The 25,945-nt window shown below is 69.0% G+C and carries 20 protein-coding genes and 1 riboswitch; of the genes, 12 read left to right on the forward strand and 8 right to left on the reverse strand.

Going from position 1 to position 25,945, the window contains the following annotated elements; translation table 11 throughout:
• Positions 1–17 precede the first annotated feature (17 nt).
• The 3 genes from thiC to CKO41_RS03955 form a co-directional block, all read right to left on the reverse strand.
• On the reverse strand, positions 18–1,910 hold the full coding sequence (gene thiC, locus CKO41_RS03945) for a phosphomethylpyrimidine synthase ThiC (protein ID WP_200381329.1): 1,893 nt from the start codon (positions 1,908–1,910) through the stop codon (positions 18–20).
• 152 nt (positions 1,911–2,062) lie between these two features.
• Positions 2,063–2,179: riboswitch (TPP riboswitch) on the reverse strand.
• 32 nt (positions 2,180–2,211) lie between these two features.
• Entirely contained in the window at positions 2,212–3,114 is a 903-nt protein-coding gene (gene nadC / locus CKO41_RS03950; RefSeq protein WP_200381330.1) for a carboxylating nicotinate-nucleotide diphosphorylase, read from the reverse strand.
• A 28-nt stretch (positions 3,115–3,142) separates the two neighbouring features.
• Positions 3,143–5,134 (reverse strand): DUF1631 family protein, encoded by a 1,992-nt coding sequence (locus CKO41_RS03955; RefSeq protein ID WP_200381331.1) that lies wholly within the window; start codon positions 5,132–5,134, stop codon positions 3,143–3,145.
• A gap of 285 nt (positions 5,135–5,419) precedes the next feature.
• On the opposite strand from CKO41_RS03955, the gene ampD reads away from it, so the two are divergent.
• Positions 5,420–5,998, forward strand: coding sequence for a 1,6-anhydro-N-acetylmuramyl-L-alanine amidase AmpD (gene ampD / locus CKO41_RS03960; protein WP_242463932.1), 579 nt, complete (start codon positions 5,420–5,422; stop codon positions 5,996–5,998).
• Between the two features lie 24 nt (positions 5,999–6,022).
• Here ampD and CKO41_RS03965 read toward each other — a convergent pair whose 3' ends face one another.
• The 4 genes from CKO41_RS03965 to CKO41_RS03980 all read right to left on the reverse strand — a co-directional run bounded on the left by CKO41_RS03965 (position 6,023) and on the right by CKO41_RS03980 (position 11,137).
• Entirely contained in the window at positions 6,023–6,415 is a 393-nt protein-coding gene (locus tag CKO41_RS03965; protein ID WP_200253977.1) for a DUF1523 family protein, read from the reverse strand.
• A 309-nt stretch (positions 6,416–6,724) separates the two neighbouring features.
• Positions 6,725–7,333 carry an SPOR domain-containing protein gene (locus CKO41_RS03970; RefSeq protein ID WP_200253979.1) on the reverse strand — a complete coding sequence of 203 codons (609 nt, stop codon included), beginning with the start codon at positions 7,331–7,333 and terminating at the stop codon, positions 6,725–6,727.
• 1 nt (position 7,334) lies between these two features.
• Positions 7,335–9,092 carry an arginine--tRNA ligase gene (argS, locus tag CKO41_RS03975; protein WP_200381332.1) on the reverse strand — a complete coding sequence of 586 codons (1,758 nt, stop codon included), beginning with the start codon at positions 9,090–9,092 and terminating at the stop codon, positions 7,335–7,337.
• Between the two features lie 470 nt (positions 9,093–9,562).
• Positions 9,563–11,137, reverse strand: coding sequence for a carbon-nitrogen hydrolase family protein (locus CKO41_RS03980; protein WP_200381333.1), 1,575 nt, complete (start codon positions 11,135–11,137; stop codon positions 9,563–9,565).
• Positions 11,138–11,350: 213 nt separating this feature from the next.
• On the opposite strand from CKO41_RS03980, the gene CKO41_RS03985 reads away from it, so the two are divergent.
• The 5 genes from CKO41_RS03985 (at position 11,351) to CKO41_RS04005 (ending at position 16,392) form a co-directional block, all read left to right on the forward strand.
• Entirely contained in the window at positions 11,351–12,355 is a 1,005-nt protein-coding gene (locus CKO41_RS03985; RefSeq protein WP_200381334.1) for a zinc-dependent alcohol dehydrogenase family protein, read from the forward strand.
• Positions 12,348–12,932, forward strand: coding sequence for a metallophosphoesterase family protein (locus CKO41_RS03990; protein WP_200381335.1), 585 nt, complete (start codon positions 12,348–12,350; stop codon positions 12,930–12,932). The genes CKO41_RS03985 and CKO41_RS03990 overlap by 8 nt, the downstream gene beginning before the upstream one ends.
• Positions 12,933–13,025: 93 nt before the next feature.
• On the forward strand, positions 13,026–13,511 hold the full coding sequence (locus CKO41_RS03995) for an Hsp20/alpha crystallin family protein (RefSeq protein ID WP_200381336.1): 486 nt from the start codon (positions 13,026–13,028) through the stop codon (positions 13,509–13,511).
• 125 nt (positions 13,512–13,636) lie between these two features.
• A complete protein-coding gene (locus CKO41_RS04000; protein ID WP_200381337.1) occupies positions 13,637–14,809 on the forward strand; it encodes a PQQ-dependent sugar dehydrogenase in 1,173 nt (390 codons plus the stop codon).
• A gap of 575 nt (positions 14,810–15,384) precedes the next feature.
• Entirely contained in the window at positions 15,385–16,392 is a 1,008-nt protein-coding gene (locus tag CKO41_RS04005; protein WP_200254716.1) for a metallophosphoesterase, read from the forward strand.
• 358 nt (positions 16,393–16,750) lie between these two features.
• Here the strand turns inward: CKO41_RS04005 and CKO41_RS04010 are convergent, their stop codons facing one another.
• On the reverse strand, positions 16,751–17,173 hold the full coding sequence (locus CKO41_RS04010) for a hypothetical protein (RefSeq protein WP_200381338.1): 423 nt from the start codon (positions 17,171–17,173) through the stop codon (positions 16,751–16,753).
• 300 nt (positions 17,174–17,473) lie between these two features.
• On the opposite strand from CKO41_RS04010, the gene CKO41_RS04015 reads away from it, so the two are divergent.
• From CKO41_RS04015 to CKO41_RS04040, 6 genes are all read left to right on the forward strand, one after another.
• On the forward strand, positions 17,474–17,875 hold the full coding sequence (locus CKO41_RS04015) for a thiol-disulfide oxidoreductase DCC family protein (protein ID WP_200254807.1): 402 nt from the start codon (positions 17,474–17,476) through the stop codon (positions 17,873–17,875).
• A 250-nt stretch (positions 17,876–18,125) separates the two neighbouring features.
• Complete coding sequence (locus CKO41_RS04020) at positions 18,126–20,012, forward strand: AMP-dependent synthetase/ligase (protein ID WP_338115535.1); 1,887 nt, start codon at positions 18,126–18,128, stop codon at positions 20,010–20,012.
• Complete coding sequence (locus tag CKO41_RS04025) at positions 20,009–22,825, forward strand: AMP-binding protein (protein ID WP_200381339.1); 2,817 nt, start codon at positions 20,009–20,011, stop codon at positions 22,823–22,825. Before CKO41_RS04020 ends, CKO41_RS04025 begins: the two co-directional genes overlap by 4 nt.
• 124 nt (positions 22,826–22,949) lie before the next feature.
• Complete coding sequence (gene frdA / locus CKO41_RS04030; RefSeq protein ID WP_200381340.1) at positions 22,950–24,725, forward strand: fumarate reductase (quinol) flavoprotein subunit; 1,776 nt, start codon at positions 22,950–22,952, stop codon at positions 24,723–24,725.
• A complete protein-coding gene (locus CKO41_RS04035) occupies positions 24,722–25,498 on the forward strand; it encodes a succinate dehydrogenase/fumarate reductase iron-sulfur subunit (RefSeq protein ID WP_200253697.1) in 777 nt (258 codons plus the stop codon). The genes frdA and CKO41_RS04035 overlap by 4 nt, the downstream gene beginning before the upstream one ends.
• Positions 25,495–25,890 carry a fumarate reductase subunit C gene (locus CKO41_RS04040; protein WP_200253695.1) on the forward strand — a complete coding sequence of 132 codons (396 nt, stop codon included), beginning with the start codon at positions 25,495–25,497 and terminating at the stop codon, positions 25,888–25,890. Before CKO41_RS04035 ends, CKO41_RS04040 begins: the two co-directional genes overlap by 4 nt.
• Positions 25,891–25,945 lie beyond the last annotated feature (55 nt).

Genomic DNA, 25,945 nt, shown 5'->3' on the forward strand with positions numbered 1-25,945 from the left:
GATTTCCGGGTCGCCTCTTATACCTCCCGATAGATCGCCGCCCCTTCCTTCAGGAACTCCTCGGACTTTTCCTTCATGCCCGCGGCGAGGGCGGCCTCCATGTCGTCGAGGCGGTGGGCCTCGGCATAGTCGCGCACGTCCTGGGTGATCTTCATCGAACAGAAGTGCGGGCCGCACATCGAGCAGAAGTGGGCGACCTTGTGCGATTCGTGCGGTAGCGTTTGGTCGTGGTACTCGCGGGCGCGCTCCGGGTCGAGGGAGAGGTTGAACTGGTCGTCCCAGCGGAACTCGAAGCGGGCCTTGGAGAGGGCGTTGTCGCGGATCTGGGCGCCGGGCAGCCCCTTGGCGAGGTCGGCGGCGTGGGCGGCGATCTTGTAGGTGATGATGCCGTCGCGCACGTCCTGTTTGTTCGGCAGGCCCAGGTGCTCCTTGGGCGTGACGTAGCAGAGCATCGCGGTACCGTACCAGCCGATGTTGGCCGCACCGATCCCGGAGGTGATGTGGTCGTAGGCCGGGGCGATGTCCGTCACGAGCGGGCCGAGGGTGTAGAAGGGCGCCTCCAGACAATCGGCGAGCTCCTTGTCGACATTCTCCTTCACGCGTTGCAGCGGCACGTGGCCGGGTCCCTCGATCATGACCTGGACGTCGTGCCTCCAGGCGATCCGGGTCAGCTCGCCCAAGGTCTCCAGTTCGGCGAACTGGGCGGCGTCGTTGGCGTCGGCGATCGAGCCCGGGCGCAGCCCATCGCCCAGGCTGAAGGCCACGTCGTAGGCCTTCATGATCTCGCAGATCTCCTCGAAGTGGGTGTAGAGGAAGTTCTCTTGGTGATGGGCCAGGCACCACTTGGCGAGGATCGAGCCGCCGCGCGAGACGATGCCGGTCAGGCGCTCGGCGGTCAGCGGGATGTAGCGCAGCAGGACGCCGGCGTGGATCGTGAAGTAGTCGACCCCCTGTTCGGCCTGCTCGATCAAGGTGTCGCGCACCAGCTCCCAGGTCAGCTCCTCGGGGCGCCCGTCGACCTTCTCCAGGGCCTGGTAGATGGGCACGGTGCCGATCGGCACCGGGGCGTTGCGCAGGATCCACTCGCGGGTCTCGTGGATGTGCTTGCCGGTGGAGAGGTCCATCAGGGTGTCGCCGCCCCAGCGCGCCGACCAGACCATCTTCTCGACCTCTTCCTCGATCGAGGAGCTCAGCGAGGAGTTGCCGATGTTGGTATTGATCTTCACCCGGAAGTTGCGGCCGATGATCATCGGTTCGAGCTCCGGGTGGTTGATATTGGCCGGGATGATGGCCCGCCCGGCGGCGACCTCGGCACGCACGAACTCGGGGGTGATGGACTCCGGCAGGTCGGCGCCGCAGGGCGCGCCGCGGTGCTGGCGCAGAAGCCGGACGTAGCGCGGGTCGGCGCGCAGCTCGGCGAGGCGCAGGTCCTCGCGGATGGCGATGTATTCCATCTCGGGCGTGACGATGCCGCGCCGGGCGTAGTGCATCTGGGTGACGTTGGCCCCGGCCCTAGCCCGTCGCGGCGTGCGCCGGTGGGCGAAGCGCAGGTGGTCGAGCGCCGGGTCGTCCTGGCGGGCGCGGCCGTAGGCCGAGGTCGGGCCGGCGAGGGGCTCGGTGTCGTCGCGCTCGGCGATCCAGGCGGCGCGCAGATCCGGCAGGCCGGCGAGGAGGTCGATCCGGGCGGTCGGGTCCGTGTAGGGGCCGGAGGTGTCGTACAGGTAGATCGGCGGGTTCTCCTCGCGGCCGTGGCGACCGACGGTCGGCGCCTGGCTCACCTCGCGCATCGGCACCTGCAGGTCCGGCCGCGAACCCTGGACGTGGATCTTGCGTGAATTAGGGAACGGGCGGGTCGCCTCGTCGGACAGTTGGGCCGTGCGCTGGGCGAAGGCGGCGGGGATGGCGCTCATCTCGATTCCTCGTTGCATCAGGGAGGCCCCGAGCGGACCGGGACGCCTCTGCCGAAAACGGCCTGACCTCGGCTGCGGGGACGGGGAGAGCGAACGGCGCGGGTGGCGGCGGTGGTCGCTCGACATCCGGATCGGCACAGACGGTGCCGATGGCGACCTCCGCCCAGCTTCCCTCCGCCGGTATTACCCGGATCAGGTTCCAAGGGACTCTCTCAGCACCGCGCCCGGACCGTCGGCTGGCCCGGGCGCGGGCACCCCCAGCAGGACTTGATCGGGAAGCTATACCAAGGGGCTCGGGTTTTCAACCGGCGGGCCGGTCGAGGAAGCGCATCGAGAGGTCGATGGCGGTGACGTCCTTGGTCAGGTCGCCGACCGAGATGTCGTCGACGCCGGTCTCGGCGATCGCCCGCAGGCCGGCGAGCGTCACGCCGCCGGAGGCCTCGAGCCGCGCCCGACCGGCGGTCAGGGCAACGGCGCGGCGCAGGTCGGCGAGGGCGAAGTTGTCGAGCAGCACATGGCGCGCCCCGGCGGCGAGGGCCTGTTCGAGCTCGGCGAGCGATTCGACCTCGATCTCGACGGGCACCTGGGGGGCGATGGCCTGGGCGGCGGCGAGGGCGGCGGCGATCGAACCGGCGGCAAGGATGTGGTTCTCCTTGATCAGGATCGCGTCGTAGAGGCCCTGGCGATGGTTGTGGCAGCCGCCGCAGAGGACCGCGTACTTCTGCTGGACGCGCAGCCCGGGCAGGGTCTTGCGGGTATCGAGGATCCGCACCGGCAGACCGGCGACGGCCTCGGCATAGCGGCGGGCGCGCGTCGCGGTGCCCGAGAGGGTCTGTAGATAGTTGAGCGCGGTGCGCTCGCCGGTCAGCAAGGCGCGGCTCGGCCCGGCGAGGCGGCAGATCCGCTGCCCGGCGGCGATCGCCTCGCCGTCGGCCCGATCCCAGGTCACCTCGACGGCCGGCTCGAGCAGCCGGAAGACCGTCTCCAGCCAGGCCTGCCCGCAGAGGACGGCGGCCTCGCGGGCGACGATCTCGACCTGCGAGTGCTGTCCGGCGGGGACCAGGGCGGCGGTCAGGTCGCCGGTGCCGATGTCCTCCTCGAGGGCCAGGCGGACTTGTTGCTCGATGACCGGCAGCCGCGGCCGGTGGCGGGTGAGCTGGTGGGGGTCTGCGGTGACGGTGGGGCGATCGGCCTGGACGGGCATCTCGGGGTGTCTGGATTGTGGACGAGGTTCAATGTTGAACGGAGCGCATCAGGGCCGTGATGGCGCGTTCGACGATGGCCTCGTCTTCGTGACCGATGACCTCGGCGGCGCCTTCGGCGAGCAGGGTGGCGAGTCGCTCGCGGTCGAGTTCGACCGTGCGGCGGCCTTTGCCGTCGATGAAGAGGTGTCGTGTGCCGTCTTGCGCCCGCCAGATGACCTTCAGGCGGACGTGCTCGGCGTCATCCCGGCGCAACGCGAGCCAGGTGCCGGGGGCGAGACGCACGGGCTCGCCGGTGGGGGGCGGAGCGGCCTTTACGAGGATCGGCGCAGCCACCGGGGTGTCATCGGGCTCGGGGGTCGTCTCGGCGGGTGACACCGGGGGGCCCTCCCCGCGTAGCGCGGCGAGTTGCAGGGCCTGCAGTTCGCGCAGCCAGCGAGCGATGCGACGGGAGTCGAGCAGGGTGTCGGCGAGTCCGAGACGCAGGTGTCGTAGGAGGCTCGGAACGCCCCGCAGGAGCTCGCGGCGCTCTTCCTGCGTGTCCTTCGGGCAGATGCTCCAGAGCAGGCGATCGACAAGCGCGACCTGAGCGCGCCAGGCCGACCCGTCCGGACCCTCCAGGACATGGGTCGTCGCCAGGACCTCGGCCCAACCTGTCTCGATGAGTTCGCGGATGGCCGGTGGCACCTGGCGGTAGCGCCGCAGGCGGGCGGCGATCGTCGCGGCGACGATCTGCGCGGTCGTGCTGGCCTCGGCACGCTCCTCGGCCAGCCGCCGGACGCGGCGTTCGCGGATACGGGCCGGCTCGTCCTCGAGGGCGCGCTCGGCGCTGAGTTGGCTATCGAGTTCGGCGAACAGGCCGAGGTCCTGTCCGAAGTCGCCGATGACCCGTTCCACGATCCGCTCGAGTTGGCCGTAGAGACCCTCCGGCGAGCGGTCTCCGTCATCCGTCCACCCCATGGCCGCCTGGGCCATGTGGTTGAGGAGGCGGCGCGCGGGGTGGTCCGGGTCGTCGAAGAAGGATTTGTCGAGGAGGGCGACCTTGAGGATCGGGATCTGCAACCGGGCGATCAGCACCTTGATCGAATCGGGCAGCATGTTGTCGGCGAGCAGGTGCTCGAACAGCAGGAAGACGAGATCGAGAGTCGTCTCGTCGACCTCGCCGAGCGAGCGGCCGAGCGTGGCGCCGAGTTGCGCGCGTAGCGCGCTCGCCGGGGCCGGTCCGGGCGGGGCGGTCTGCTGGATGCCGGATAGGATCTGTACGACCTCGGCGGTGGCGACGCCGTCGCCGGATTGCCGCGGCGCGCGCCCGTGCGCCAAGGCGCGCTGCAGCTCGGCGAAGGCCACCGCGCCTGTGGTGGGTTGGCGAGGTGTCGGAGTCGGTGCGGTGGCGTTCGTCGTGCGACGCCCAGTCTCTGCGGCGACGATCCGCAGGCAGGCGCTGTAGAGTCCGCCGAGGCGGTCCATGACCTGCTTGTCGAAGAGCTTGTAGACGACCAGTCGTGTGGGCGGGTCCAGTTCGCCGATCGGCTCGATCGCGGCTTGGAGCGCCCCGCAGACGGCCGTTGGACCGACCGGGTTGGCGGCCGGTCTCAGCGCCTCGTCACCGAGCAGCCGCGCGAGGCGATCGGTCAGCGCCGGCAGGGTGTCGCGATAGCGGTTCGACGCCTTGGACACCAGGTTCTCGAGCGCGAGGCGCTCCTCGTCTCCGCGAGTTTCGGCCGCGTCCGATGTCGGCTCGCCAGCGGCCGGCCGGGCCATCGCCTCGCAAAGCGCGTTGTGAAAGGCCGAACGGCTGGCCCGCCTGCGACGGCGGAACGCCTGGGTCGCGAGGACATAGCCTGCGTGCACGCCGTTGCTCTCGGCCTTGTCGGCGGCCTCGAGCAGGACGCCCTCGATCCGATCGTAGAAGGCGTCGAACAGCTCGAGCAACCGCTCGTGGAATAACTCGACACAGCGTGCGCCGGCATGCGACGGAGGCTGGAATCGGCGGTTGTCGGTGATCTGGCTGTCGTTCGTCACGATTGCGACCTAGAATCGGCACCGGTGCGGCGCCGCGACCCACGATGGACACCATGGCGGAAACCGGGTTCCCTCGGCATCGGCCGACGACGAAGTAAGAATAACCCTACATCGAAATGAATCATAGGTCTCGCAATCGATTTTCAGGCCGGATCTCGGAGGATCGAGGGACGTCCGAGGACTTGGCGTGCGCGCCGGGCGCGTTCGGCGTCGCAGTGGCCGCAAGGGGTCGATCGCGGGCGGTCGGGCCTTGCCCGATGCGCCCGGTTTCCAGGACCCGTGGCCATGCCGATGGCCCGCGGCGAGGAGGGTAGCGTGTCGTCGAACGCCGGGGGCTGGTTGGTCGGGGCCCAGGCGCGCCCGTCACCGAATCAGGATGTTCGCCCCCCGGGCACGGTCGTGGACCTGCTGGTGATCCACAACATCAGCCTGCCGCCTGGCGAATTCGGCGGGCCCTGGATCGACGACCTGTTCCTCAATCGCCTCGACCCGGCGGCCCACCCCTACTTCCGCGATATCGCCGCGCTACGCGTCTCGGCGCACCTGTTGATTCGCCGTGATGGCGACCTGATCCAGTATGTCGGCCTCGAGGGGCGCGCCTGGCACGCGGGGGTGTCGTCGTTCGCCGGGCGGTCGGCTTGCAACGACTTCTCGATCGGGATCGAGCTCGAGGGGGCCGATACGATCCCGTACATGGAAGTGCAATACCGGGTCCTCGCACGGACGATCCGGGCGATCCAGACGCAGTTTCCGGCCATCACCGACGCACGGGTCGTCGGCCACGCCGACATCGCCCCGGGGCGCAAGACCGATCCCGGTCCGGCCTTCGACTGGGCGGGCCTGCGGCGCCGGCTCGAGACCTGAACGGGGCGGGCGCCAGGGCCGCGATCAGTCGCTCGACGACGGGGCCACGAGGCAGCGCTCGGGCGCGTCGATCGAGGTGGCGTTCGGGAACATGCTCAGCCAGGGGATGCGCATGCTGTAGCCGTTGACGGTGACTGGCACGTCCGGACAATTGCGCGCGATACGGCTTGCATTGGCCTGAAGGTCCGCCGAGTCGAACTTGAAGTAGGGCGGCAGGAAGCCGGCATCTTCGTTGCGGAAGATCAGCGGGTTGGAAGAGCCGGCGCGAACCGTCTCGATGCGATATTGGATGTTGCGGCCGTCGCCCGTGACACCGCTGATCTGGACCTCCCAGGAATCCGGGCCGAAACGGAGCCAGAGCAGGGTGAGCGCGATGACGGCGATCACGATCAGTGCTGTAACGATCTTCTGCTTCATGATACTTGACGCTCCTTAGCTTCTCCGGGGCTCGCTCTCTCCGCCCCGGGCCTTCAAGGTGTTTGCGGTCGTCTCGGGACCCTCGATCGGCGGTGCGAGGACGCAGGGACACCCTGCACTACGCCGCGGGCAGGCGTCGTGTCGTGGCATGGCAACGTCCATGCGGTCACGATCCGATGGTTAGGGCCGCCCTTGGGCTTCCCAATGTCGAGGCCGACCGGCCCCGCCGATGCGGGAAGCGCCATCGGCATTATACAGAGCGTATTCGCCTCGTCAGCGGTGCGCCGCGGCTCGGCCGTGCCGCGGGCCTCACTTGACCTTGATCGCGATGCTCTCGAGGCCGTTGCGGCGCAGCAGCTCGCGGACTCGGCCGACCTGCTCGCGGTCCGCGAGGGGCCCGGTGCGCACCCGGTGATAGGTGTCCTTGTTATTGATCGTGACGGTCTGGATCTGCGCCTGGATGCCGAGCCCGGCGAGACGTTCCTTGAGTCGTGACGCCTCCTCGGGGCGCTTGAAAGAGGCCACCTGGAGTAGATAGACGTCGCCGGTGGCGGCGGTCGCCGGCTCGGACGGCGCGGTCTGCGGCGTGGCAGCTACGGGCTCGGGTGGCGTCTGGGGCGGTGATGCAGGCGTCGGCGGTATCGTCTCCTCGTCCGGTACCAGCACCTCCATCTCGGGGAGGATGTCGTAAAACGAGAAGGTCGGCTGGGTCGGCCCCGGCTGGCTGGGCTTGGGCCTGGCGGCCTCGGCCGGCGCCCCGTCTCGGGCAGGGTGCGATCGCGGGCCGTTGGTCGTCCAGGCCAGGCCGACACCGAAGGCGCCGAGCATCCCGCCGAGCACGAACCAGAAGAAGCAGGGCTTGGGCTCGCGGCGTTTGGGGCGGGGCGGTGGCGAGCCGCGGCGATAGTCGAGGGTCATCTCACATGGCCTCGGGCGCCGAGACGCCGATCAGCGCGAGCCCGTTGCGCAGCACCTGGCGCACGGCCAGGATCAGCTTGATGCGGGCGTCGCGCAGCGCGACGTCGTCGACGAGAAACTGGTGGGCGTTGTAGTAGGTATGGAAGTCGTTGGCCAGCTCGCGCAGGTATTGGGTCAACTGGTGCGGTTCGGCGGCGAGCGCTGCGCCCTCGACGATCTCGGGATAGCGCGACAGGCTGCGCAACAGCGTCTGCTCGTGGGGCTCCTCGAGCCGCGCGAGGTGCTCTGTGCCGCGCGTCGGCTCGAGCGGGATGCCCCGCTCCGCCCCCTGGCGCAGGACGCTGGCGATCCGCGCATGGGCGTACTGCACGTAGTAGACGGGGTTGTCGGCCGATTGGGAGCGGGCGAGGTCGAGGTCGAAGTCCAGATGCTGTTCGCAGCGGCGCATCACGTAGAAGAAGCGGGCCGCATCGCGCCCGACCTCGCGGCGCAGTTCGCGCAGCGTCACGAACTCGCCCGAGCGGGTCGACATCTGCACCCGCTCGCCCTGGCGGTAGAGGATCGCGAACTGCACGAGCAGCACGTCGAGGCGGCTCGCATCGTCGCCGAGGGCCGTCAGCGCTGCCTTCACCCGTGGCACATAGCCGTGGTGATCGGCGCCCCAGACGTCGATGACCCGGTCGAACCCGCGCTCCAGCTTGTCCATGTGGTAGGCGATGTCGGAGGCGAAATAGGTGCTCTGGCCGTTCTCGCGCACCAGGACCCGATCCTTCTCGTCGCCGAAGGCCGAGGAGCGGAACCACTGGGCGCCGTCGCGCTCGTAGACCTGACCGGCCGCGTGCAGCCGCGCGATGGCCCGGTTGACGGCGCCGCTCTCGGTCAGCGAGCGCTCGGAGTACCACTCCTGGTATTCGACGCCGAACTCGGCGAGGTCGCTGCGGATGTCGTCGAGGATGGTGTTCAGGCCGAGCTCGAAGACGAAGCGATAGCGGTTATCGCCGAGCGACCGTTTGGCGCGCGCGATCAGGGCATCGATGTGCGCCTCCTTGTCGCCGCCGGCGGGCTCGTCCGGGCAGATGCCGCGGAAGAGGTCAGTGGCGTCGCAGCGGTAGTCATCGCCGTGCTCGCGGTGCAGCGCGGCAGCGATGTCCCAGACGTAGTCGCCCTTGTAGCCGTTGCTCGGGAAGTCGAACGCCTCGCCGCAGAGCTCCAGGTAGCGCAGCCAGATCGAGGTCGCCAGGATGTCCATCTGGCGCCCGGCGTCGTTGACATAGTATTCGCGGTGCACCTCGTAGCCGACGGCGGCGAGCAGGTCGGCGACGACGGCCCCGTAGGCGGCGCCGCGGCCATGGCCGACGTGCAAGGGGCCGGTCGGGTTGGCGGAGACGAACTCGACCTGGACGCGCCGCCCGGCGCCGAGCCGGCTGCGTCCGTAGTCGGGGCCCGAGGCGAGGATCTCGGGCACCAGGGCGCGGTAGGCGGCCGGGGCGATGAAGAAGTTGATGAAGCCGGGTCCGGCGATCTCGATGCGCTCGATCAGCGGTGTCGCCGGCAGCGCCGCGACGAGCCGCTCGGCCAGGTCGCGTGGCCGTTGGCGCGCGGGCTTCGAGAGCGCCAGCGCGACATTGGTCGCGAAGTCGCCGTGACTCGGGTCCTTGGTGCGCTCGACCTGGGGCGCGGGCAGGTCGGCGGCGAGCGGCCCCGCGGCGGCGACTTGGCGCAGGGCGGTGTTGAGGAGATCCTGGATCTGGCGTTTCATGGGATCGGGCGGGCTCGGTCTGAAGGTCTGTGGTTGGCGTTTCCATCGTCGAGGCGAATGCCGGCCAGCGGGCCAGGGCGAGGAACCAACCCCAGCCTTGTCGGGGGGCTCGCATCGGCCCTGCCTGACACGTCGCGGTCGTCTCAGACCCCCCTCGTCGAGGGTCGCGCCGACTCCGCGGCGTCACGGTCGGCCGGCGGTCTCGCCGAACCGCTTGGGCGGCCGCGTCTCGAGCGGCATGCGATGGCCTGGAAGGATACCGCAATCCAATGCCGAAGGCAGGGCCGTAGGGCGGGAAAGCGCAGCGCATCCCGCGTTTGCCGGTCGTGCAACCCGCCGCTGACGGCCGCGCATCCCGCCGCTCCCGGTCGTGTCTCCCGCCATTGACGGGTCGCCGAGTCCCGCTCGCGACCCCCGCGTGGCCCGGCCATAAGGCGATGCACGCGCTTGCCCTGTGAACCTCGCATCGCTCAGCGTTCGCGCCAGATCGTGCGATAGAGGTCGTGGCGGCGGTCCTTCAGATTCTGCACCGTGCCCGAGTTGCGGGCGAGGCGCAGCGACTCGAGCCGCAGGTCGGCGAAGGCGACCGTCTCGACGTTCGGCGTCGTATCGGCGGCGATACCGTCGCGGGCGAACGGAAAATCGCAGGGGGTCAAGATGCAGCTTTGCGCGTACTGGATGTCCATGTTGTGGACCTTGGGCAGGTTGCCGACGTTGCCCGACAGGACGACATAGCACTGGTTCTCGACCGCTCGCGCCTGGGCGCAGTAACGCACCCGCAGGTAGGATTGGCGTTCATCGGTGCAGAAGGGGACGAAGATGAGGTTGGCGCCCTGATCGGCGAGGTGGCGGGCGAGTTCGGGGAACTCGGCGTCGTAGCAGATCAGCACGCCGATCGGGCCGCAATCGGTGTCGATCGTCTGGAGGCTGTGACCGCCCTCGATGTTCCACCAGTAGACCTCGTTCGGCGTCGGGTGGATCTTGGCCTGCTCGTGGATCTCGCCGCTGCGCAGGCAGACGTAGCAGATGTTCTCGACCCGCCCGTTCGGCATGCGCGTCGGGTGGGAACCGCCGACGATGTTGATGTTGTAGCGCATCGCCATCTCGCGCAGCGCCTCCTTGAGGGGATCCGTGTACTTGGTCAGCGCCTCGATCGACTGGGCCGGGGTCAGTTCCTGGTCCTGCATCGACAGCAGTTGCAGCGAGAAGAGCTCGGGGAAGACGACGAAGTCGGCCCGGTAGTCCGAGGTGACGTCGACGAAGTAGCGCACCAGGTCGGTGAACTCGGCGAAGGAGTGCACCCGCCGCTGCATGTACTGGACGGTGGCGACGCGCACCGTGTCGGGCAGCCTCCCGCCGTAGCTGCGGGCGCGCCGCTCCTCGGCCGCGTCCATCGCGTTCGGGTTGCGCCACAGCAGATGCACCGCAAAGCCGAGCGACTGCTTGTCCTCGGGCAGGTAGTCGGGCAGCAGGCCGAGGACTTCGAAGCCGTTGCGCAGCTGGAAGGTCAGCACCGGATCGCGCTGGCGGTTGCCCTTGACCTCCTCGAGGTAGGCCTCGGGCGACTCGAAGCGGCGCAGGCGGCGGGCCAACGTCGGCAACCGCCCGCCGAAGACGATCCCCTTCAGGCGCCAGGACTGGGCGAGCTTGCGCCGCTCGTCGTAGAGGCGTTGGCCGATGCGTAGGCCACGGTAGGCCGGGTCGACGCAGACCTCCATCCCATAAAGGTAGTCGCCGTCCGGGTCGTGGCGCGAGGCATAGCCGTTACCCGTGATCTCGCTCCAGGTGTGGGCGGCGAGCGCATGCTCGGGGCCGATCTGGAAGGTCGCGCAGTAGCCGACGATCAGGTCGTCATACTCGGCGACGAACTGACCCTCGGGGAAGTTGTGGATCTGCCCGCGCAGCATGCTCGCGGAATAGGTGCCCATGCCGGTCCCGGCGTAGACGCGGGTGACGAGGTCGCGGATCGCCGGGATATCCTTGATCCGGGCGTTGCGGACCAGGAGCTGGGGCTGGCTCTGGCTGGCGGGCTTCTTCTTGGGCATGGGGTGCAGGCTCCGGTTCGGGGTGGCGGGCCGGGTCGAACGGGGTTTGCCGACGGCTTGTCTGGGTGGGGACGGGGCCCCCACTTAGCGATGAGCGATGCCCCGTCGACGCAGGGCCGAGTCTACACAATCGGAACGCGACAGGTTGCGGTGGCGCACGGTGCAGGCGGGCCGGCTCGCCGCCATCACGAGATTCAACGGAGGGTATGACAGATGCAGGCGATCCTGATGCGCGAGCCTGGCGGGCCGGGTGTCCTGGAGCAGGCGGAGGTGGCGATGCCGGCGATCGCCTCGCCGAGCGAGATCCTCGTGCGGTTGAGCGCGGCGGGCGTCAACCCGATCGATACCAAGCTGCGCAGCCGCGGCGTCCTGGTCCCGGACGGCCTGCCGGCGGTGCTCGGCTGCGACGGCGCCGGGGTCGTCGAGGCGGTCGGCGACGAGGTGACCCGTTTCAAGCCGGGTGACGAGGTCTGGTTTTGCCACGGCGGGCTCGGCGGTCCGGTCGGCAACTACGCCGAGTACACCGTCGTGGATGCCGCGATCGCCCAGCCCAAGCCGCGTTCGATCGACTTCGCGACGACCGCCGCCGCCCCGCTGGTCCTGATCACGGCCTGGGAGGCCCTCTACGATCGTGCCCGGCTGCGCGAGGGCCAGACGGTGCTGATCCACGCCGGCGCGGGTGGCGTCGGCCACGTCGCGATCCAGCTCGCCCGGCTCGCCGGGGCGCGGGTGTGCACGACCGTCAGCAGCCCGGAGAAGGCGGCCTTCGTCCACGAGCTCGGCGCCGAGTGCGCGATCAACTACCGGGAGGAGGACCTGGTCGAGGTGGTCATGGAGTGGACCGAAGGGCAGGGCGTAGATGTCGCCTTCGACACGGTCGGCCCGGCGGTCTTCCAGCAGACGATCCCGGCCGTCGCCCACTACGGGGACTTGGTTACCATCCTTGACCCGGGGCCGCAGCTCGACCTGCGCGAGGCGCGCAACCGCAATCTGCGCCTAAGCCTGGAGCTGATGCTCACGCCGATGCTGCGCGACCTGCCCCTCGCCCGAGCCCGCCAGTGCGAGATCCTGCGCCGCTGCGGCGAGCTGATCGATCGCGACGAATTGCGTATCGAGGTCTCGCGGACCTTCCCGCTGGCCGAGGCCGCTGCGGCCCACCGCCTCCTCGAGGAGGGCCATCTCCGGGGCAAGCTGGCCTTGACGATCGCCGATGATTGAGCTCGATCAGGCCGGGCCGCTGCGAGTCGCCCTAGTTTCGGATACCCACGGGGCGCTCGACCCACGGGTCGCCGAGCTGGTGGCCGGCTGCGACCTCGCCGTCCACGGTGGGGACATCGGCGACCTGTCCGTCTTGGCCGCCTTGCAGCCGCGCGGGCGGGTCTTCGCCGTCCACGGCAACAACGACCGCACCCACTCGCGGCCAGCCGATGAGTCGCCCTCCCTGCGTCATCTGCCCGAGGTCCTGCAACTCCGTCTGCCGGGCGGGGTGCTGGCGGTCATCCATGGCCACCAGTTTCCGGCCTCGGGCCGCCACGGCCTCCTGCGGCAGCGCTTCCCGCGCGCCCGCGTCATCGTCTACGGCCACAGTCACGAGCTGGTCGTCGACCGGGAGTGCGAGCCCTGGGTCGTCAATCCCGGCGCGGCCGGGCGGGTGCGGACCCATGGCGGACCGTCGTGCCTGATCCTGACCGCCGCCGAGGCGCGCTGGACGCTCGTCGTGCAGCGCTTCGCGCTCTTGCCGAGGCGGCGCCACACCCCCCCGAGGTCGGCCGATAAGGCGGCTTTATCTGCTTGATAGATAGATATTTTATACAGAATCCTCCGGGTTGCCATCCAGGGGCTTTGGGCTATCTTTCGAGGTAGGGAAGGCAAGCGAAGGAGGAACACCATGAAGACCAAACGCACCGAGATGACGACGGGCGATCCGCATCGGGAGATGCAATCCCTCGGTGAGATGGATCGGTTGTTCGATACCTTCTTCCCGCGCGGTTGGCTCCGGGCGTGGCGACGGGGTTGGCCGGAATGGATGATGACCGATGAGCCGTTGACGATGTTCGGGCCGCGCGTCGATGTGATCGACCGGGAGGCGGAGGTCCTGGTCCGGGCCGAGTTGCCAGGCGTGGAGCGCAAGGACCTGGCGGTTGAGCTGTCCGGGTCGATGCTGACGATCCGCGGCGAGCGTCGCCGCGAGGAGAAGGAGGAGCGAGGCGAGTACTTCCGCGAGGAGATCGAGCACGGTACCTTCCACCGTACGCTGCGTCTGCCGCAGGAGGTGATGGCGGACGAGGTGAAGGCCGAGTTCCGCGACGGTATCCTCGAGGTCCATCTGCCGAAGGTCGCGAAGACCGAACGCAAGCGGATCGATATCGGCTAGCCGCCAGGGCCGGCCGATGAGTGGAAGGGAGCGCAGGGCCGGGGCCGACCGAGAGGTCGGCCCCTTTCGTTTGTCTCTTGTCGGTCGGGCCGCACCCGTTGGGGGCCTGGCCTGAGGAGGGCGCCATGTTCAGTATCCCGCGGCTTCTGATCGCCGGTCTGCTCTTGGTCGGCACGGCGGCCGGGGCCGCGCCGACCGGCCCCGTGCCCTTGAGCGACGAGGTGCCGGTGGCGACCGGCTGGCAGCTGGAGCCGGTCGTGAAGGGCCTCGAGCACCCTTGGGCCATCGCCTGGCTGCCAGACGGCTCGGCGCTGGTCACGGAGCGTCCCGGGCGGCTGCGGCGGATCGAGGAAGGCGCCCTCCAGCCGAGGCCGATCGCCGGTCTGCCGCCGATCCTGGTCCATGGCCAGGGCGGCCTCCTCGACATCGCCCTGCATCCCCGCTTCGCCGACAACCGCCTGGTCTATCTGACCGCCGCGCGCGGCACCCCGGATGCGAACCACACGGCCGTCATCCGCGGGCGGCTCGACGGGGAACGGTTGGCCGACGTCGAGGTCATTTTCGAGGTCGCCGACGAGAAGACCGGCGGCCAGCACTTCGGCTCGCGGCTGCTCTGGCTCCCCGACGAGACCCTGCTGGTCAGCATCGGCGACGGCGGGAACCCGCCGCTCGCCTTCGACGGCGCCAACATCCGCGACCAGGCCCAGCGGCTGGGGACCCATTTCGGCAAGATCCTGCGCCTGCGCGGCGATGGCAGCGCCCCACCGGACAATCCCTTCCGCGGCCGCGAAGGCGCCCGCGCCGAGATCTGGACCCTGGGACATCGCAACATCCAGGGCCTCGCCCGCGATCCGCAGAGCGGTCGCGTCTGGGCCAGCGAGCACGGCGCCCGCGGCGGCGACGAGCTCAATCTGATCGAGGGCGGGACCAATTACGGCTGGCCGCTGATCACCTACAGCCGCGAGTACTGGGGCCCGCGGATCAGCGCTGCGACGACGGCCCCAGGGATGCGCGATCCCAAGGTCGTCTGGACCCCGTCGAACGCCCCGAGCGGCCTGGCCTTCTACACCGGCGACGCCTTCCCCGCCTGGCGCGGGAACCTATTCAGCGGCGCGCTCAAGTTCGAGGAGGTCCGACGGGTCATCCTCGATGGCGAACGCATCGTCGGTGAAGAAAGGCTCCCGATCGGCCAGCGTGTGCGCGACGTGCGCCAGGGACCGGACGGCCACCTCTATCTGCTAACCGACGAGCCGAACGGCCAACTGCTGCGGGTCGTGCCGGCACTGGGCCGGAGTTAGGTACGATTCAATACCAAGTCGGTCGCCGCAATCGGTCGATCGGTCACCTATTCATGTCGTTGCCCATAGGTTGGCAAAAGGATGGGCGGAAAGATCAGCGGGATGCCCACGCTAGTCGGACGGGATCTGGATGCTGAGCATCAATCAAGCGCCGGCAGAATCCATCTCCCTGCGATCAAGGGCGACCTGTCGCTGGCCGAGGTCTGCAACAAGGTGAAGCTGTCAAGGCAGTACGTACCCTATTAACTCTTCCAAATAATGCGAGCGCCTCGGGCTAGAAGGTTAGGGTAACATACTGTCTCCGGAACCGACTGGAAGCTGTCATCCGTAACCCTTTAACCGGGACCTGGAACTACCGTCCGGGATCCCGGGAGTGCTAGGAAACTGAATACCCACCTCCCGGTTCATTCAACTTTCATCCTCGCGTCACTCTGGCTTCACGCCTCGCCATTAGCATGCGCTCGCCGGATCGGGCATGCGTGGCGTCCGACAACGGCCGTGGCCTCGCTGCTTCGCCTTGCGCAACAGGCACGAGAAATGGCAATCTGCTACGCGATTGATCAGGTACCGATCCTATGAACAACAAATTGGCTGCCGCATTGTCGATCTTGTTCTGTGCAGGGGTGGCGAACGCCGGTCCACCGTTGGATGACGTCTGTGAGACGGGCCACCGTTGTAGGACGATCGCGAAGTTTGGGATCATCACGGATATCCACCATACGAACAAGGCCGATATCCCATCACGAAAATACTCGGCTGCCGTCGCCAAGACCGAACACTTTGTCAAGTCGATGAATCGACAGAAAGCGAATTTTGTCATCGAGCTTGGCGACTTCGTAGACACCCTTGCGGATAGCAAGGACCCGCTTGAAAACTTGAACGAGGTCGAGAGCGTTTATTCAAGTTTCCGTGGTCCAAAATATCATGTCTTGGGGAACCACGATTTCGATAACATCGAACGCGATGTCTTCCTTGATTCGATCACGAATACACGGATTCCTATGGGTGAGACCTATTACTCCTTCGATAGCGGAGGCATCCACTGTGTCGTGTTGGACGCAGATTACACGGTGGCCGAGCCTCACCTACCGTTCGATCTCCAGGACCCGAATGACCCATTCTGGACATGGAAGGATGCCTGGGTGCCGGAGGAGCAGCTTGCTTGGCTTGAGATGGATCTCGCGAGGAGCAATCGACCCACGGTCGTCTTCACTCACCAGGTCGTGCATCGGGATACGACAGAGGACCACACGATCAAGAACGCAGATGCCCTTCGCGCCATCCTCGAGGAAGATGGTCAGGTCGTCGCCGTGTTCTCGGGCCATGACCATCGCGGCGAGATGGCCGTTCGCAATGGCATTCACTACTTCGTGCTCGAGGGAAATGTTGGTATGAGCCTCGATTGGCCCGAGGTCAGCCCGACAGAGGGGCTCGATCCGGTGAAGGACTCGCCGTTCACCTTCGTGGAAGTGAAGCAAGAAAGGGCTGACGAGTTCAATGGGATCAGGACCTACCAGATCGCCCTCACGGGAAACGCCCAGCAGTACACCTACGAGGATCAGGTGCAGATCCTGGCCCCCTAAGGGGCATGCGGCCTGGGGGCGCGGGCTAGCGCGCTCGTCCTCCATCCAGTAGTCGGACCACAGGCGTGTGAAGAGCGGTGCTTCTGCGACGGTTAACATCAGGCGGCAGTATACGTCAATGCCGCAGGATCGGGTTGGTTGACCGCTCCGCGACTCGTTGCGGACTTTCGATACATGCGTTGGACTGGCTGCAAGGGGTCATCTGGGCCCGCTGGGGCCGAGGCCGGCGGCGGCAGCTTCTGGCCCAAGCCTGCCTGACTGCCATCAGTCCGGATCGCCCTTTATTGGGTGCGGCGCTGCTGTCCGTCTTGGGCAGCAGCACGTCGCACCCGGTACGCTTGGAGCGCTGACGCAAGCATCAGCGCACCTGAAGCCGCGGGTAGTCGCGCGCCATGTGCTGCCAGAACCCGCCACTCCAGTCCATCAGCACCGCAAGGAGCCAATCCTCCGGCATGGCACTGAGCGTGGCCTCCACCATATTCCGGCCGCAGCCTTGGTCGGCGGAGGTAATGGCGTAGAACTGGACGGTGCGGTGTTCGGCATCGATCAACAACTCGATACCAGTGATCCCCTCGGCGCCGACGGCGACCACAGGGTTCTGCTTCCCATCTGCCGATAGTCGGTTGGATGCGGTCAGTCTGCCGGGAAAAAGCTTGATGAAGCGCAGCTGCGGGATGGCCGCCAGGGCCATGGCGAGTTGCTGGTGAATGGGATCGACGCCGCGCAGTGTGCGAGCCTTGCGGATGCGTTCACCGTCGATGAAGCCTTGTCGCCGTGGCATACCGGTCTCCGCCGTCGAGTGGGTTTTATTTTTATAGATCTATAGCTTGCGTTCATTTTTTGGCCGGTGTGTCTCGCGGATGGCTTGTGGGAAGTGCGCCCTCCAGCCCTCCGTCAGTCGGGTCGAAATCCAGGCAGCGGACCGCACCTTCAGACTATGGGTGCCGGCATCTGGGGGCTCCATCGGCCTCTCGGCGCTCGTCATGGATCAATGTTCCAGTGGCAGGCCAACTGCGGGGCGGTAAGGCCGCCTGGTCGGTCCGCAAACACCATCGAGCCCATCGGGGCAGGACGTCAACGCATGTTTCGTCGAACCGAGCCAACAGCCCCGCGGGCCTTACACGTCCTCTACGATGGGGGCTGCCCCCTCTGTCGACGCGAAATCGCCATCTACCGCCGACTTCGCCCGCGGCGTCCCGTGCAATGGGTCGACATCGACGCCGACCGAAAGGCCCCGATGCGCTATGGGCTGTCCCGCCCGGAGGCCATGGCCCGGTTCCACGTGATCGACGGGGACCGGGTCGATACCGGGGCGGCGGCCTTCGTGACGCTCTGGGGCGCCTTGCCCGTGTGGCGGTACCTTGCGGCCGGGGTCCGGGCGCTGAGGTTGTTGCCTGTGTTGGAGTGGGGGTACGGTTGGTTCGCCCGTCACCGCACCCGCGGGCGCTGCACCGACGAGGGCTGTCGCGTCAGTGAGCATTAGGCACGCGGGCCCAAGAAGGCCGGTGCGCTGACCGTCAAGCAGGGTCAATCCTGGCCTGCGGCAGCCACGGGCGAACGGGCGGCCAGCCCGGTGACGCCCGTTGCAGCGCAGTCCGTGGACGGACAAATAGGACGGGCGCTTCAGCTTGGTTCCTCAGTTCCGAGATCCGGGGGAGGTCGGGATGAACGCGATGACAACGCCTCGGCGAGGCGGGTTGGAGCGACAGTCGGCTTGGTCGGCGTCCGCTGCCGTGCCGGAAGATGTGGCGCTGCTGCCCGGGACGATCGGCTGCGATGCCGCCGGCACCTTGCCGGGCCTCTTCGCCCGGCGGGTCGCACTGACCCCGGATCAGGTGGCCTACCGAGCATTCGGTGCGGAGGACTGGCAGAGCTGCAGTTGGCGGGCGATGGCCCGCCTGGTCGCCCGTTGGCAGGCGGCGCTCGCGAGCGAGGGGCTCGCCCCCGGCGAGCGCGTCGCCGTGGGGCTACCCAACGGTATCGACTGGGTCTGCGTCGACCAGGCCGCGCTGGGCCTCGGCCTGGTCACGGTACCCCTCTACGTCAGCGACAGCCCCGGCAACCTGGCCCATATCCTCGAGGACTCTGGTGCGCGACTGCTGGTGCTCGACAGCGAGGCACAGTGGTCCGCGCTGGCGCCGCAGCGGGAACGCCTCGCGGCCGTCGGGCGCGTGCTGTGCCGGAGCCTCGGGGCCGACGCGGACGACCCGCGGCTGCGACGCATCGCCGACTGGCTGCCCGGTGACGATGCACCGATCGGCGAGCCGCAGGACCGCACCCAGGGTCCCGACGCGCTGGCGACCCTGATCTACACCTCGGGCACCACTGGCCCGAGCAAGGCGGTGATGCTCTCGCACCGCAACATCCTGTGGAACGCGGAGGCCGTGCTGCACCGCATCCCGGCCTATCCGAGCGACGAATTCCTGTCCTTCCTGCCGCTGGCCCATGCCTTCGAGCGCACCGTCGGCTGCTATCTGCCGATGATGGCCGGCTGCCCCGTCGCCTACGCCCGCTCCATCGAGCAGTTGCGCGAGGACCTGCTGGTGATCCGCCCCAGGGCGCTGCTGTCGGTGCCGCGCATCTACGACAAGATCTATGTCGCGATCCACGAGAAGGTCGGCGAGCAGGGGCCGAAGCGCCGGCTGCTCGAGGCGACCGTCGCCATCGGCTGGCGCCGCCATCTGGCCGCCCGGGGACGCGGCCCGGCACCGAGCCTGCGCGACTGGCTGCTGTGGCCGCTGCTCGAGCGGATCGTCGCCCGGCCGGTGCTCGATCGGCTCGGCGGCCGCCTGCGCGTCGCCGTCAGCGGCGGGGCGCCGTTGGCACCCACCGTGGCCCGCTTCTTCATCGGCCTGGGCCTGCCGCTGACCGAGGGCTACGGGCTTACCGAGGCCGCCCCCGTGGTGACCGCCACCGAGCCCAGGGACTGCCTGCCGGGCTGCGTCGGCACGCCGCTGCCCGGCATCGAGACGCGGCTCGGTCCCGCGGGGGAGCTGCTCGTGCGCGCGCCCTCCGTGATGATGGGCTATTGGAATCGGCCCGAGGAGACTGCGCGGGCCGTCGATCGCGACGGCTGGCTGCATACCGGTGATATCGCCGAGCGACGCGACGGTGGCTATCTCGCCATTGGCGGCCGGCTCAAGGAGATCCTGGTCCTGTCCACGGGCCACAAGATCGCGCCGATGGACATGGAGATGGCCCTGACGATGGACCCGCTGATCGAGCAGGCGATGGTCGTCGGCGAAGGCCGCCAGTACCCGGCCGCAATGTTGGTGCTCTCGGAGCGGCCATGGCAGCGCCTGGCCGCTGCGTTGGGGCTCGACCCGCAGGACCCGGCCTCGTTGGCCGACCCGCGGGTCATCGACGCGCTGCTCGCGCGGACCGAGGAGCGCCTCGCCGAATTCCCGGACTGGGCACGCCTGCGTGCGCTCCATCCGACCCTCGCCCCCTGGACCATCACCGATGGCCTGATCACGCCGACGATGAAGATCAAGCGCGATGTCCTCGAAGGGCGCTTCGCCGCGGAGATCGCCGAGCTGTACGCGCAACCGAGACGCCGGCCTGGCGAGGCGGCGCCCGCATCGCCGCCTGGGCGGCCCGGGGACGGACGCCGGGCATGAGGGATGCGGATGATCAGTTCGCGCAGCAGGGGCGCCTGCTCGAGATCCTGCGTGGCCTAATCCATGGAGGGGCACAGGGCGCCGGCCTGGCGCCGCCGCCGGAGGAGATCACGCTCGACACGCGACTGGAGACGGACCTGGGCCTGGACAGCCTCGGTCGCGCCGAGCTGATCGCACGGGTGGAGCGAGGCTTCGACCTCGAACTGCCGGATGATGCGCTGCTCGCAACCACGGCGCGGGACCTGCTGAAACGGATCCAGGCGGCCGCACCGGCCAGCGCCCGCCTGACCTCGGCCAGGCCGGCGGCGGCGCGGCCCGAGGGTGGGGACATGGCCGTCCCGACCAGCGCCCGCACCTTGTCGGAGGTCCTCGATCACCACGTCACCCGGCATCCGTCCCGGGTCCACATCCTCTTGTACGAGGAGCCCGAGCGCATCCGGCCGATTCGCTATGCGGACCTCGCCGAGGGCGCCGCACGGGTCGCCGCGGGCCTGCGCGGCGCGGGGCTCGCGCGCGGTGCCACGGTCGCGCTGATGCTGCCGACCGGCGTCGACTACTTCTTCGGCTTTCTCGGTATCCTCCAGGCCGGTGGCATCCCTGTGCCCATCTACCCGCCCGCGCGACCCGAGCAGCTCGAGGATCACCTGCGCCGTCACGCTGGCCTGCTCGCCAACGCCGGCGCGGTCTTCCTGATCACGGTGCCCGAGGCGCGCATCGCCGCGCGCCTGCTCAAGGCGCGGGTCGCCTCGCTGCGCGCCGTGCTGACGCCGGCCCAGCTTGCCGAGGCCGCGCCTGGATGGACCGCCGTGCCGGCCGATGGCGAGGCGATCGCGATGCTGCAATACACCTCGGGCAGCACGGGCGCGCCCAAGGGTGTGGTCCTGTCCCACGCTGACCTGCTCGCCAACATCCGCGCGATGGGCACGGCCGTCGCTGTGCGGCCGGACGACTGTTTCGTGAGCTGGCTGCCGCTCTATCACGACATGGGCCTGATCGGTGCCTGGCTCGGCAGCCTCTATTTCGGCACGCCGCTGGTGTCCATGTCGCCGCTGGCCTTTCTGGCCCGGCCGCTGCGCTGGCTGAAGGCAATCCACGACCACCGGGCGACCCTGTCCGCGGCGCCCAACTTCGCCTACGAGCTGTGCCTGAGCCGTATCCCGGAGGCCGACCTCGGCGGCCTCGACCTGAGTTGCTGGCGCCGTGCCTTCAACGGTGCCGAACCGGTCAGCGCCGCGACCCTGCGCCGTTTCGCCGCACGCTTCGCCCGTTGCGGGCTGCGGGGGGATGCCTTGGCCCCGGTCTACGGTCTGGCCGAGGCGGCCGTCGGGCTCGCCTTTCCGCCGCCCGAGCGCGGCCCGCGCATCGACTGCATCGATCGCCAGCGCTTCGCTGCCGAGGGTCGGGCGCTGCCGGTGCCCTGCGACGACCCGCAGGCCATGACCGTCGTCGGCTGCGGCCAGGCGCTGCCGGGCTATCGGCTGCGCGTCGTCGACCCCGCTGGCCGGGTGTTGCCCGAGCGCCAGGAGGGGCGGCTGGAGTTTCAGGGGCCCTCGGCGACCCGCGGCTACTTCCGCTACCCAGAGGCGAGTGCGGCGCTGATCCGGGACGGTTGGCACGACACCGGGGATCGCGCCTACCTGGCCGACGGCGAGCTGCACCTGACCGGACGGGTCAAGGACATGATCATCCGCGGCGGCCGCAACCTCTATCCCTACGAGGTCGAGGAGGCCGTCGGCGAGTTGCCCGGCATCCGCCGCGGCTGCGTGGCCGCCTTCGCCGCCACCGACCCGGTCAATGGCAGCGAGCGGCTGGTGTTGGTCGCCGAGACCCGCGAGCGCGATCCCGAGCGCCGCGCCGCGCTGCAGAAGGGCGTCCGCGAACGCGCCAGCGACGTCCTCGGCCTGCCGCCGGACGAGGTGCTGCTGGCGCCGCCGCGCGCGGTGCCCAAGACCTCCAGCGGCAAGCTGCGCCGCGGTGCGACCCGTGACCGCTATCTCGCCGGCACCCTGGCGCAGGGCCCGCCCCCGGCGCTGTGGCAGCTCGTGCGTCTGACCCTGACCGGCGCGGCGATGAGCATGTCACGCCAGCTCCGGCGACTGCCGGCGCGGATCTACGCCGGCTATGCCTGGGGGCTCTTCGGGCTCATCGTGCCCTGGGTCTGGCTCGGCGTGCTGGTGGCCCCTCGGCCGGCCTGGCGCTGGGCCATTGCGCGCGGTGGCGTGCGCCTGTTGCGACGGCTCGCCTTCGTGCGGCTCGAGGTCTCGGGCGCCGAGTACATCCCAGCCGCCGGTCGGGCCTTCGTGCTGGCCGCCAACCATCAAAGCTATCTGGATGCGCCGCTGCTCGTGGACGCCATCGCGCGGCCCATCGGCTTCCTGGCCAAGCAGGGGTTGGCCCGCAGGCCGCTCGTGCGCGTGCTGTTGCAGCGGCTCGGCACCCGCTTCGTCGAGCGCTTCGACCCGGTTCAGAGTGCTGCCGACACCGCCGATCTCGGCGGGGTGCTGCGGCGGGGCGAGCCCCTGGGCTTCTTTCCCGAGGGCACCTTCCTCGAGCGTCCCAGCCTGCTGCCCTTCCGCATGGGTGCCTTTCTCTCCGCGGCGAGCGCCGGCGTGCCGCTGCTGCCGGTCGCGATCCGCGGCACCCGCGACCTGATGCCGGGCACGACCTTCTTCCCGCGCCCGGGCCGTGTGCAGATCCTGATCGGTGCCCCGCTGATGCCGGACGGCAGCGACTGGCCTGCGGCCGTGCGCCTGCGCGACCGGGCGCGCGCCGTCATCGCGCGGGACAGCGGCGAGCCGCCCGTGGCGCTGTGACCATCGAGCGGGGAGGGCATCCCACCAGTGCCCCTGCGACGCCCACCCGATGGCCGGCCAGGAGGGCGGCGCTCTCGATAGCGCGTCGGGAACCGATCGGCCCCCTTCGGGGTCTCTCTCGTTCGTGGACAGCATCAAGACCGATATCGCGATCGTCGGCGCCGGTGGCGCCGGCCTGCGAGCCGCGCTCGCGGCGGCCGAGGCGCGCCCGGATCTCGGGATCGCGTTGATCTCCAAGGTCGTGCCGATGCGCAGCCACACGGTGGCCGCCGAAGGCGGCGCGGCCGGAGTCGTGCAGGCCCATGACCGGCTCGAGGACCATTTCAACGACACGGTCTCCGGCGGCGACTGGCTGTGCGAGCAGGATGTCGTCGAGTTCTTCGTGCGGCGCGCGGCCGCCGAACTGACCCAACTGGAACACTGGGGCTGTCCCTGGTCGCGCCAGGCCGATGGCCGCGTCGCGGTGCGGGCCTTCGGCGGGATGGGGACCGAGCGGACCTGGTACGCCGCCGACAAGACCGGCTTCCACCTGCTCACGACCCTATTCCAGACCGCGCTGCGCCACCCCGGCATCCGGCGCTTCGACGAACACTTCTGTCTCGATCTGCTGGTCGCCGACGGCCGGGTGCAGGGCGTCGTCGCGCTCGACCTCGCGGCCGGCGCGATCCGCTTGATCCAGGCCAAGGCCGTGATCCTGGCCACCGGTGGCGCCGGTCGGGTCTACCGATTCAATACCAACGGCGGCATCGTCACCGGCGACGGCCTGGCCTTGGCCTATCGCCACCGCGTCCCGCTGCGCGACATGGAATTCGTCCAGTATCACCCGACCGGGCTGCCTGGCACCGGTGTGTTGGTCACCGAGGGCTGCCGCGGCGAGGGCGGCATCCTGCTCAATCGCGACGGTTACCGTTACCTCCAGGATTACGGCCTCGGCCCCGAGACGCCGATCGGCCAACCGCGCAATCGCACGATGGAGCTGGGGCCGCGCGACCGCCTGTCGCAGGCCTTCTGGTTCGAGCAGCAGAAGGGCCGGACCCTGAGGCACCCGGTCTGGGGCGATGTCGTGCAGCTGGATCTACGCCACCTGGGCGAGGCGCGGATCGACGAGCGGCTGCCGTTCGTCCGCGAACTGGCCCGGGCCTACGCGAACGTCGATCCGGTTCACGAGCCGATCCCGGTGCGCCCGGCGGTGCACTACACGATGGGCGGTATCGAGACGGACTGCCGCGCTGCGACCCGGCTGCCGGGGCTCTTCGCGGTCGGCGAATGCGCGAGCACCGGGTTGCATGGCGCCAACCGGCTCGGCTCCAACTCCCTGACCGAACTCCTGGTCTTCGGCCGGGTGGCCGGTGAGGAGGCCGCCCAGATCGCCGCGACGACAAGCCTCGACGCGAGCCCGGCGCTGCGGCGCGAGGCCGACGCGATCGCAGCGCGGGCACGCTCGCTCATCAACCCGGATGGCCAGGAATCCGTCCCGGCGCTGCGCGACGCGCTCGGCGAGGCCATGGAGGCCGGCCTCGGGATCTTCCGCACCGAAGAGGGCATGCAGCAGACCGCGGACCAGATCGCGAGCCTAAAGCGTCGTTACCGGGCGGCCCGCGTGACCGATCGATCGAACGTCTTCAACACCGAATGGCTCCAGGCGCTCGAGCTCGGCTTCCTGCTCGATGTCGCCGAGGCCATGGTCCACTCGGCGCTGGCGCGCCGCGAGTCGCGCGGTGCGCACCATCGGCTCGATGCCTACCGGAGCCGCGACGACGAGCGCTTCCTCAAGCACACGCTGTCCCGCTTCCGCGACGATGGCCCGCCGGAGATCGGGCATGCGCCGGTCACGATCACGACGAGCCCGCCAGCCCAGCGGTCCTACGGCGGCGACGGACGAGGATCCGGCGAGCGATGAACGGGACCATCGTCATCGAGGTCCAGCGCTATCGGCCCGAGCAGGATCCGCACCCCTGGTGGCAGGCGTTCGAGCTGGACTACCGCCCGGAGATGTCGGTGCTCGACGCGCTGCACCAGATCAGGGATCGCCACGACAGCGGCCTCGCGTACCGCTGGAGCTGTCGTATGGCGATCTGCGGCAGTTGCGGCCTGATGGTCGACGGCGTGCCGCGGCTCGGCTGCAAGACCTTCCTGCGCGACTACTACCCGGACAGGATCCGGCTCGGACCGCTCGCCCATTTCCCGATCGAGCGCGACCTGATCGTCGATCTGCGCGACTTCCTCGACAAGCTCGCCGCGGTCAAGCCCTATCTGATCCGCGCCGCGCAAGACGAACGACCGAGCGAGCCCCGGCGCCAGACCCCGGCGCAGTTGGCCCGTTTCCTGCCGTTTGCACAGTGCATCAGCTGCGGCCTCTGCTACGCCGCCTGCCCCGAGTACGGGTTGAACAACCGCTTCTTCGGCCCGGCCGCGCTGGCCCTACTGCACCGCTACAACCGCGACAGCCGCGATCAGGGCCGCGCCGAGCGGCTGCCGACCATGAACGCCGAGGACGGGGTCTGGGGCTGCACCTTCGTCGGCTACTGTTCGCAGGTCTGCCCGAAGGGCGTCGACCCGGCGGCGGCGATCAATCAGGGCAAGATCGTGAGCGTCATCGACTATGTTCGCCACCTGGTCGGGCTGAGTCCCGCGACGTTGGGACAAGACGCGACCCAGGAGGGTGAACGATGAGCGCGCGCCGGCCCTACATCCGGCCAATGCCGAGGACCTGGTGGCTCCGCAACCCGGTGTTCCGCCGCTATATGCTGCGCGAGGCGACGGCCCTGTTCGTCGGCGGTTACGGCCTCGTGCTGCTGTGGGGGCTGTCTGCGCTCAGGCAGGGGGAGGGCGCCTGGCTGGCCTACCTGGCCGGGCTGTCGCATCCACTGGCGCTCGCCTTCCACACCCTCGCGCTGGCGATGGCCCTGTACCATACGGTCACCTGGTTCGCGCTGACGCCCAAGCTGATGCCGTCGCGGATCGGCAACCGCCCGATCCCGGCCCGTTGGGTCAAGGCCGCGCACTATGGCCTCTTCGCGCTGTGCAGCCTCGTGATCCTGCTGCTCGCGGCCGGGGTGCACTGAACCTAAAAACGGCAGTTGACCGCTACATCATGGATTCAAGTGGTTGAAATCGCGC

Origin of the sequence: Thiococcus pfennigii (assembly GCF_016583835.1) — a bacterium.
In the GTDB taxonomy this organism is placed as follows: domain Bacteria; phylum Pseudomonadota; class Gammaproteobacteria; order Chromatiales; family Chromatiaceae; genus Thiococcus; species Thiococcus pfennigii.

Bases quoted from the DNA above. Each gene is read 5' to 3' on its own strand.
- CKO41_RS04005 (WP_200254716.1), top strand. From the start codon at position 15,385: ATGAACAACAAATTGGCTGCCGCATTGTCGATCTTGTTCTGTGCAGGG.
- CKO41_RS03995 (WP_200381336.1), top strand. From the start codon at position 13,026: ATGAAGACCAAACGCACCGAGATGACGACGGGCGATCCGCATCGGGAG.
- CKO41_RS04025 (WP_200381339.1), top strand. From the start codon at position 20,009: ATGAGGGATGCGGATGATCAGTTCGCGCAGCAGGGGCGCCTGCTCGAG.
- thiC (WP_200381329.1), bottom strand. From the start codon at position 1,910: ATGAGCGCCATCCCCGCCGCCTTCGCCCAGCGCACGGCCCAACTGTCC.
- CKO41_RS04035 (WP_200253697.1), top strand. From the start codon at position 24,722: ATGAACGGGACCATCGTCATCGAGGTCCAGCGCTATCGGCCCGAGCAG.
- ampD (WP_242463932.1), top strand. From the start codon at position 5,420: ATGCCGATGGCCCGCGGCGAGGAGGGTAGCGTGTCGTCGAACGCCGGG.
- CKO41_RS03980 (WP_200381333.1), bottom strand. From the start codon at position 11,137: ATGCCCAAGAAGAAGCCCGCCAGCCAGAGCCAGCCCCAGCTCCTGGTC.
- CKO41_RS03965 (WP_200253977.1), bottom strand. From the start codon at position 6,415: ATGAAGCAGAAGATCGTTACAGCACTGATCGTGATCGCCGTCATCGCG.
- CKO41_RS03970 (WP_200253979.1), bottom strand. From the start codon at position 7,333: ATGACCCTCGACTATCGCCGCGGCTCGCCACCGCCCCGCCCCAAACGC.
- CKO41_RS04040 (WP_200253695.1), top strand. From the start codon at position 25,495: ATGAGCGCGCGCCGGCCCTACATCCGGCCAATGCCGAGGACCTGGTGG.
- CKO41_RS04015 (WP_200254807.1), top strand. From the start codon at position 17,474: ATGTTTCGTCGAACCGAGCCAACAGCCCCGCGGGCCTTACACGTCCTC.
- CKO41_RS04010 (WP_200381338.1), bottom strand. From the start codon at position 17,173: ATGCCACGGCGACAAGGCTTCATCGACGGTGAACGCATCCGCAAGGCT.
- nadC (WP_200381330.1), bottom strand. From the start codon at position 3,114: ATGCCCGTCCAGGCCGATCGCCCCACCGTCACCGCAGACCCCCACCAG.
- CKO41_RS03990 (WP_200381335.1), top strand. From the start codon at position 12,348: ATGATTGAGCTCGATCAGGCCGGGCCGCTGCGAGTCGCCCTAGTTTCG.
- CKO41_RS03985 (WP_200381334.1), top strand. From the start codon at position 11,351: ATGCAGGCGATCCTGATGCGCGAGCCTGGCGGGCCGGGTGTCCTGGAG.
- CKO41_RS04000 (WP_200381337.1), top strand. From the start codon at position 13,637: ATGTTCAGTATCCCGCGGCTTCTGATCGCCGGTCTGCTCTTGGTCGGC.
- argS (WP_200381332.1), bottom strand. From the start codon at position 9,092: ATGAAACGCCAGATCCAGGATCTCCTCAACACCGCCCTGCGCCAAGTC.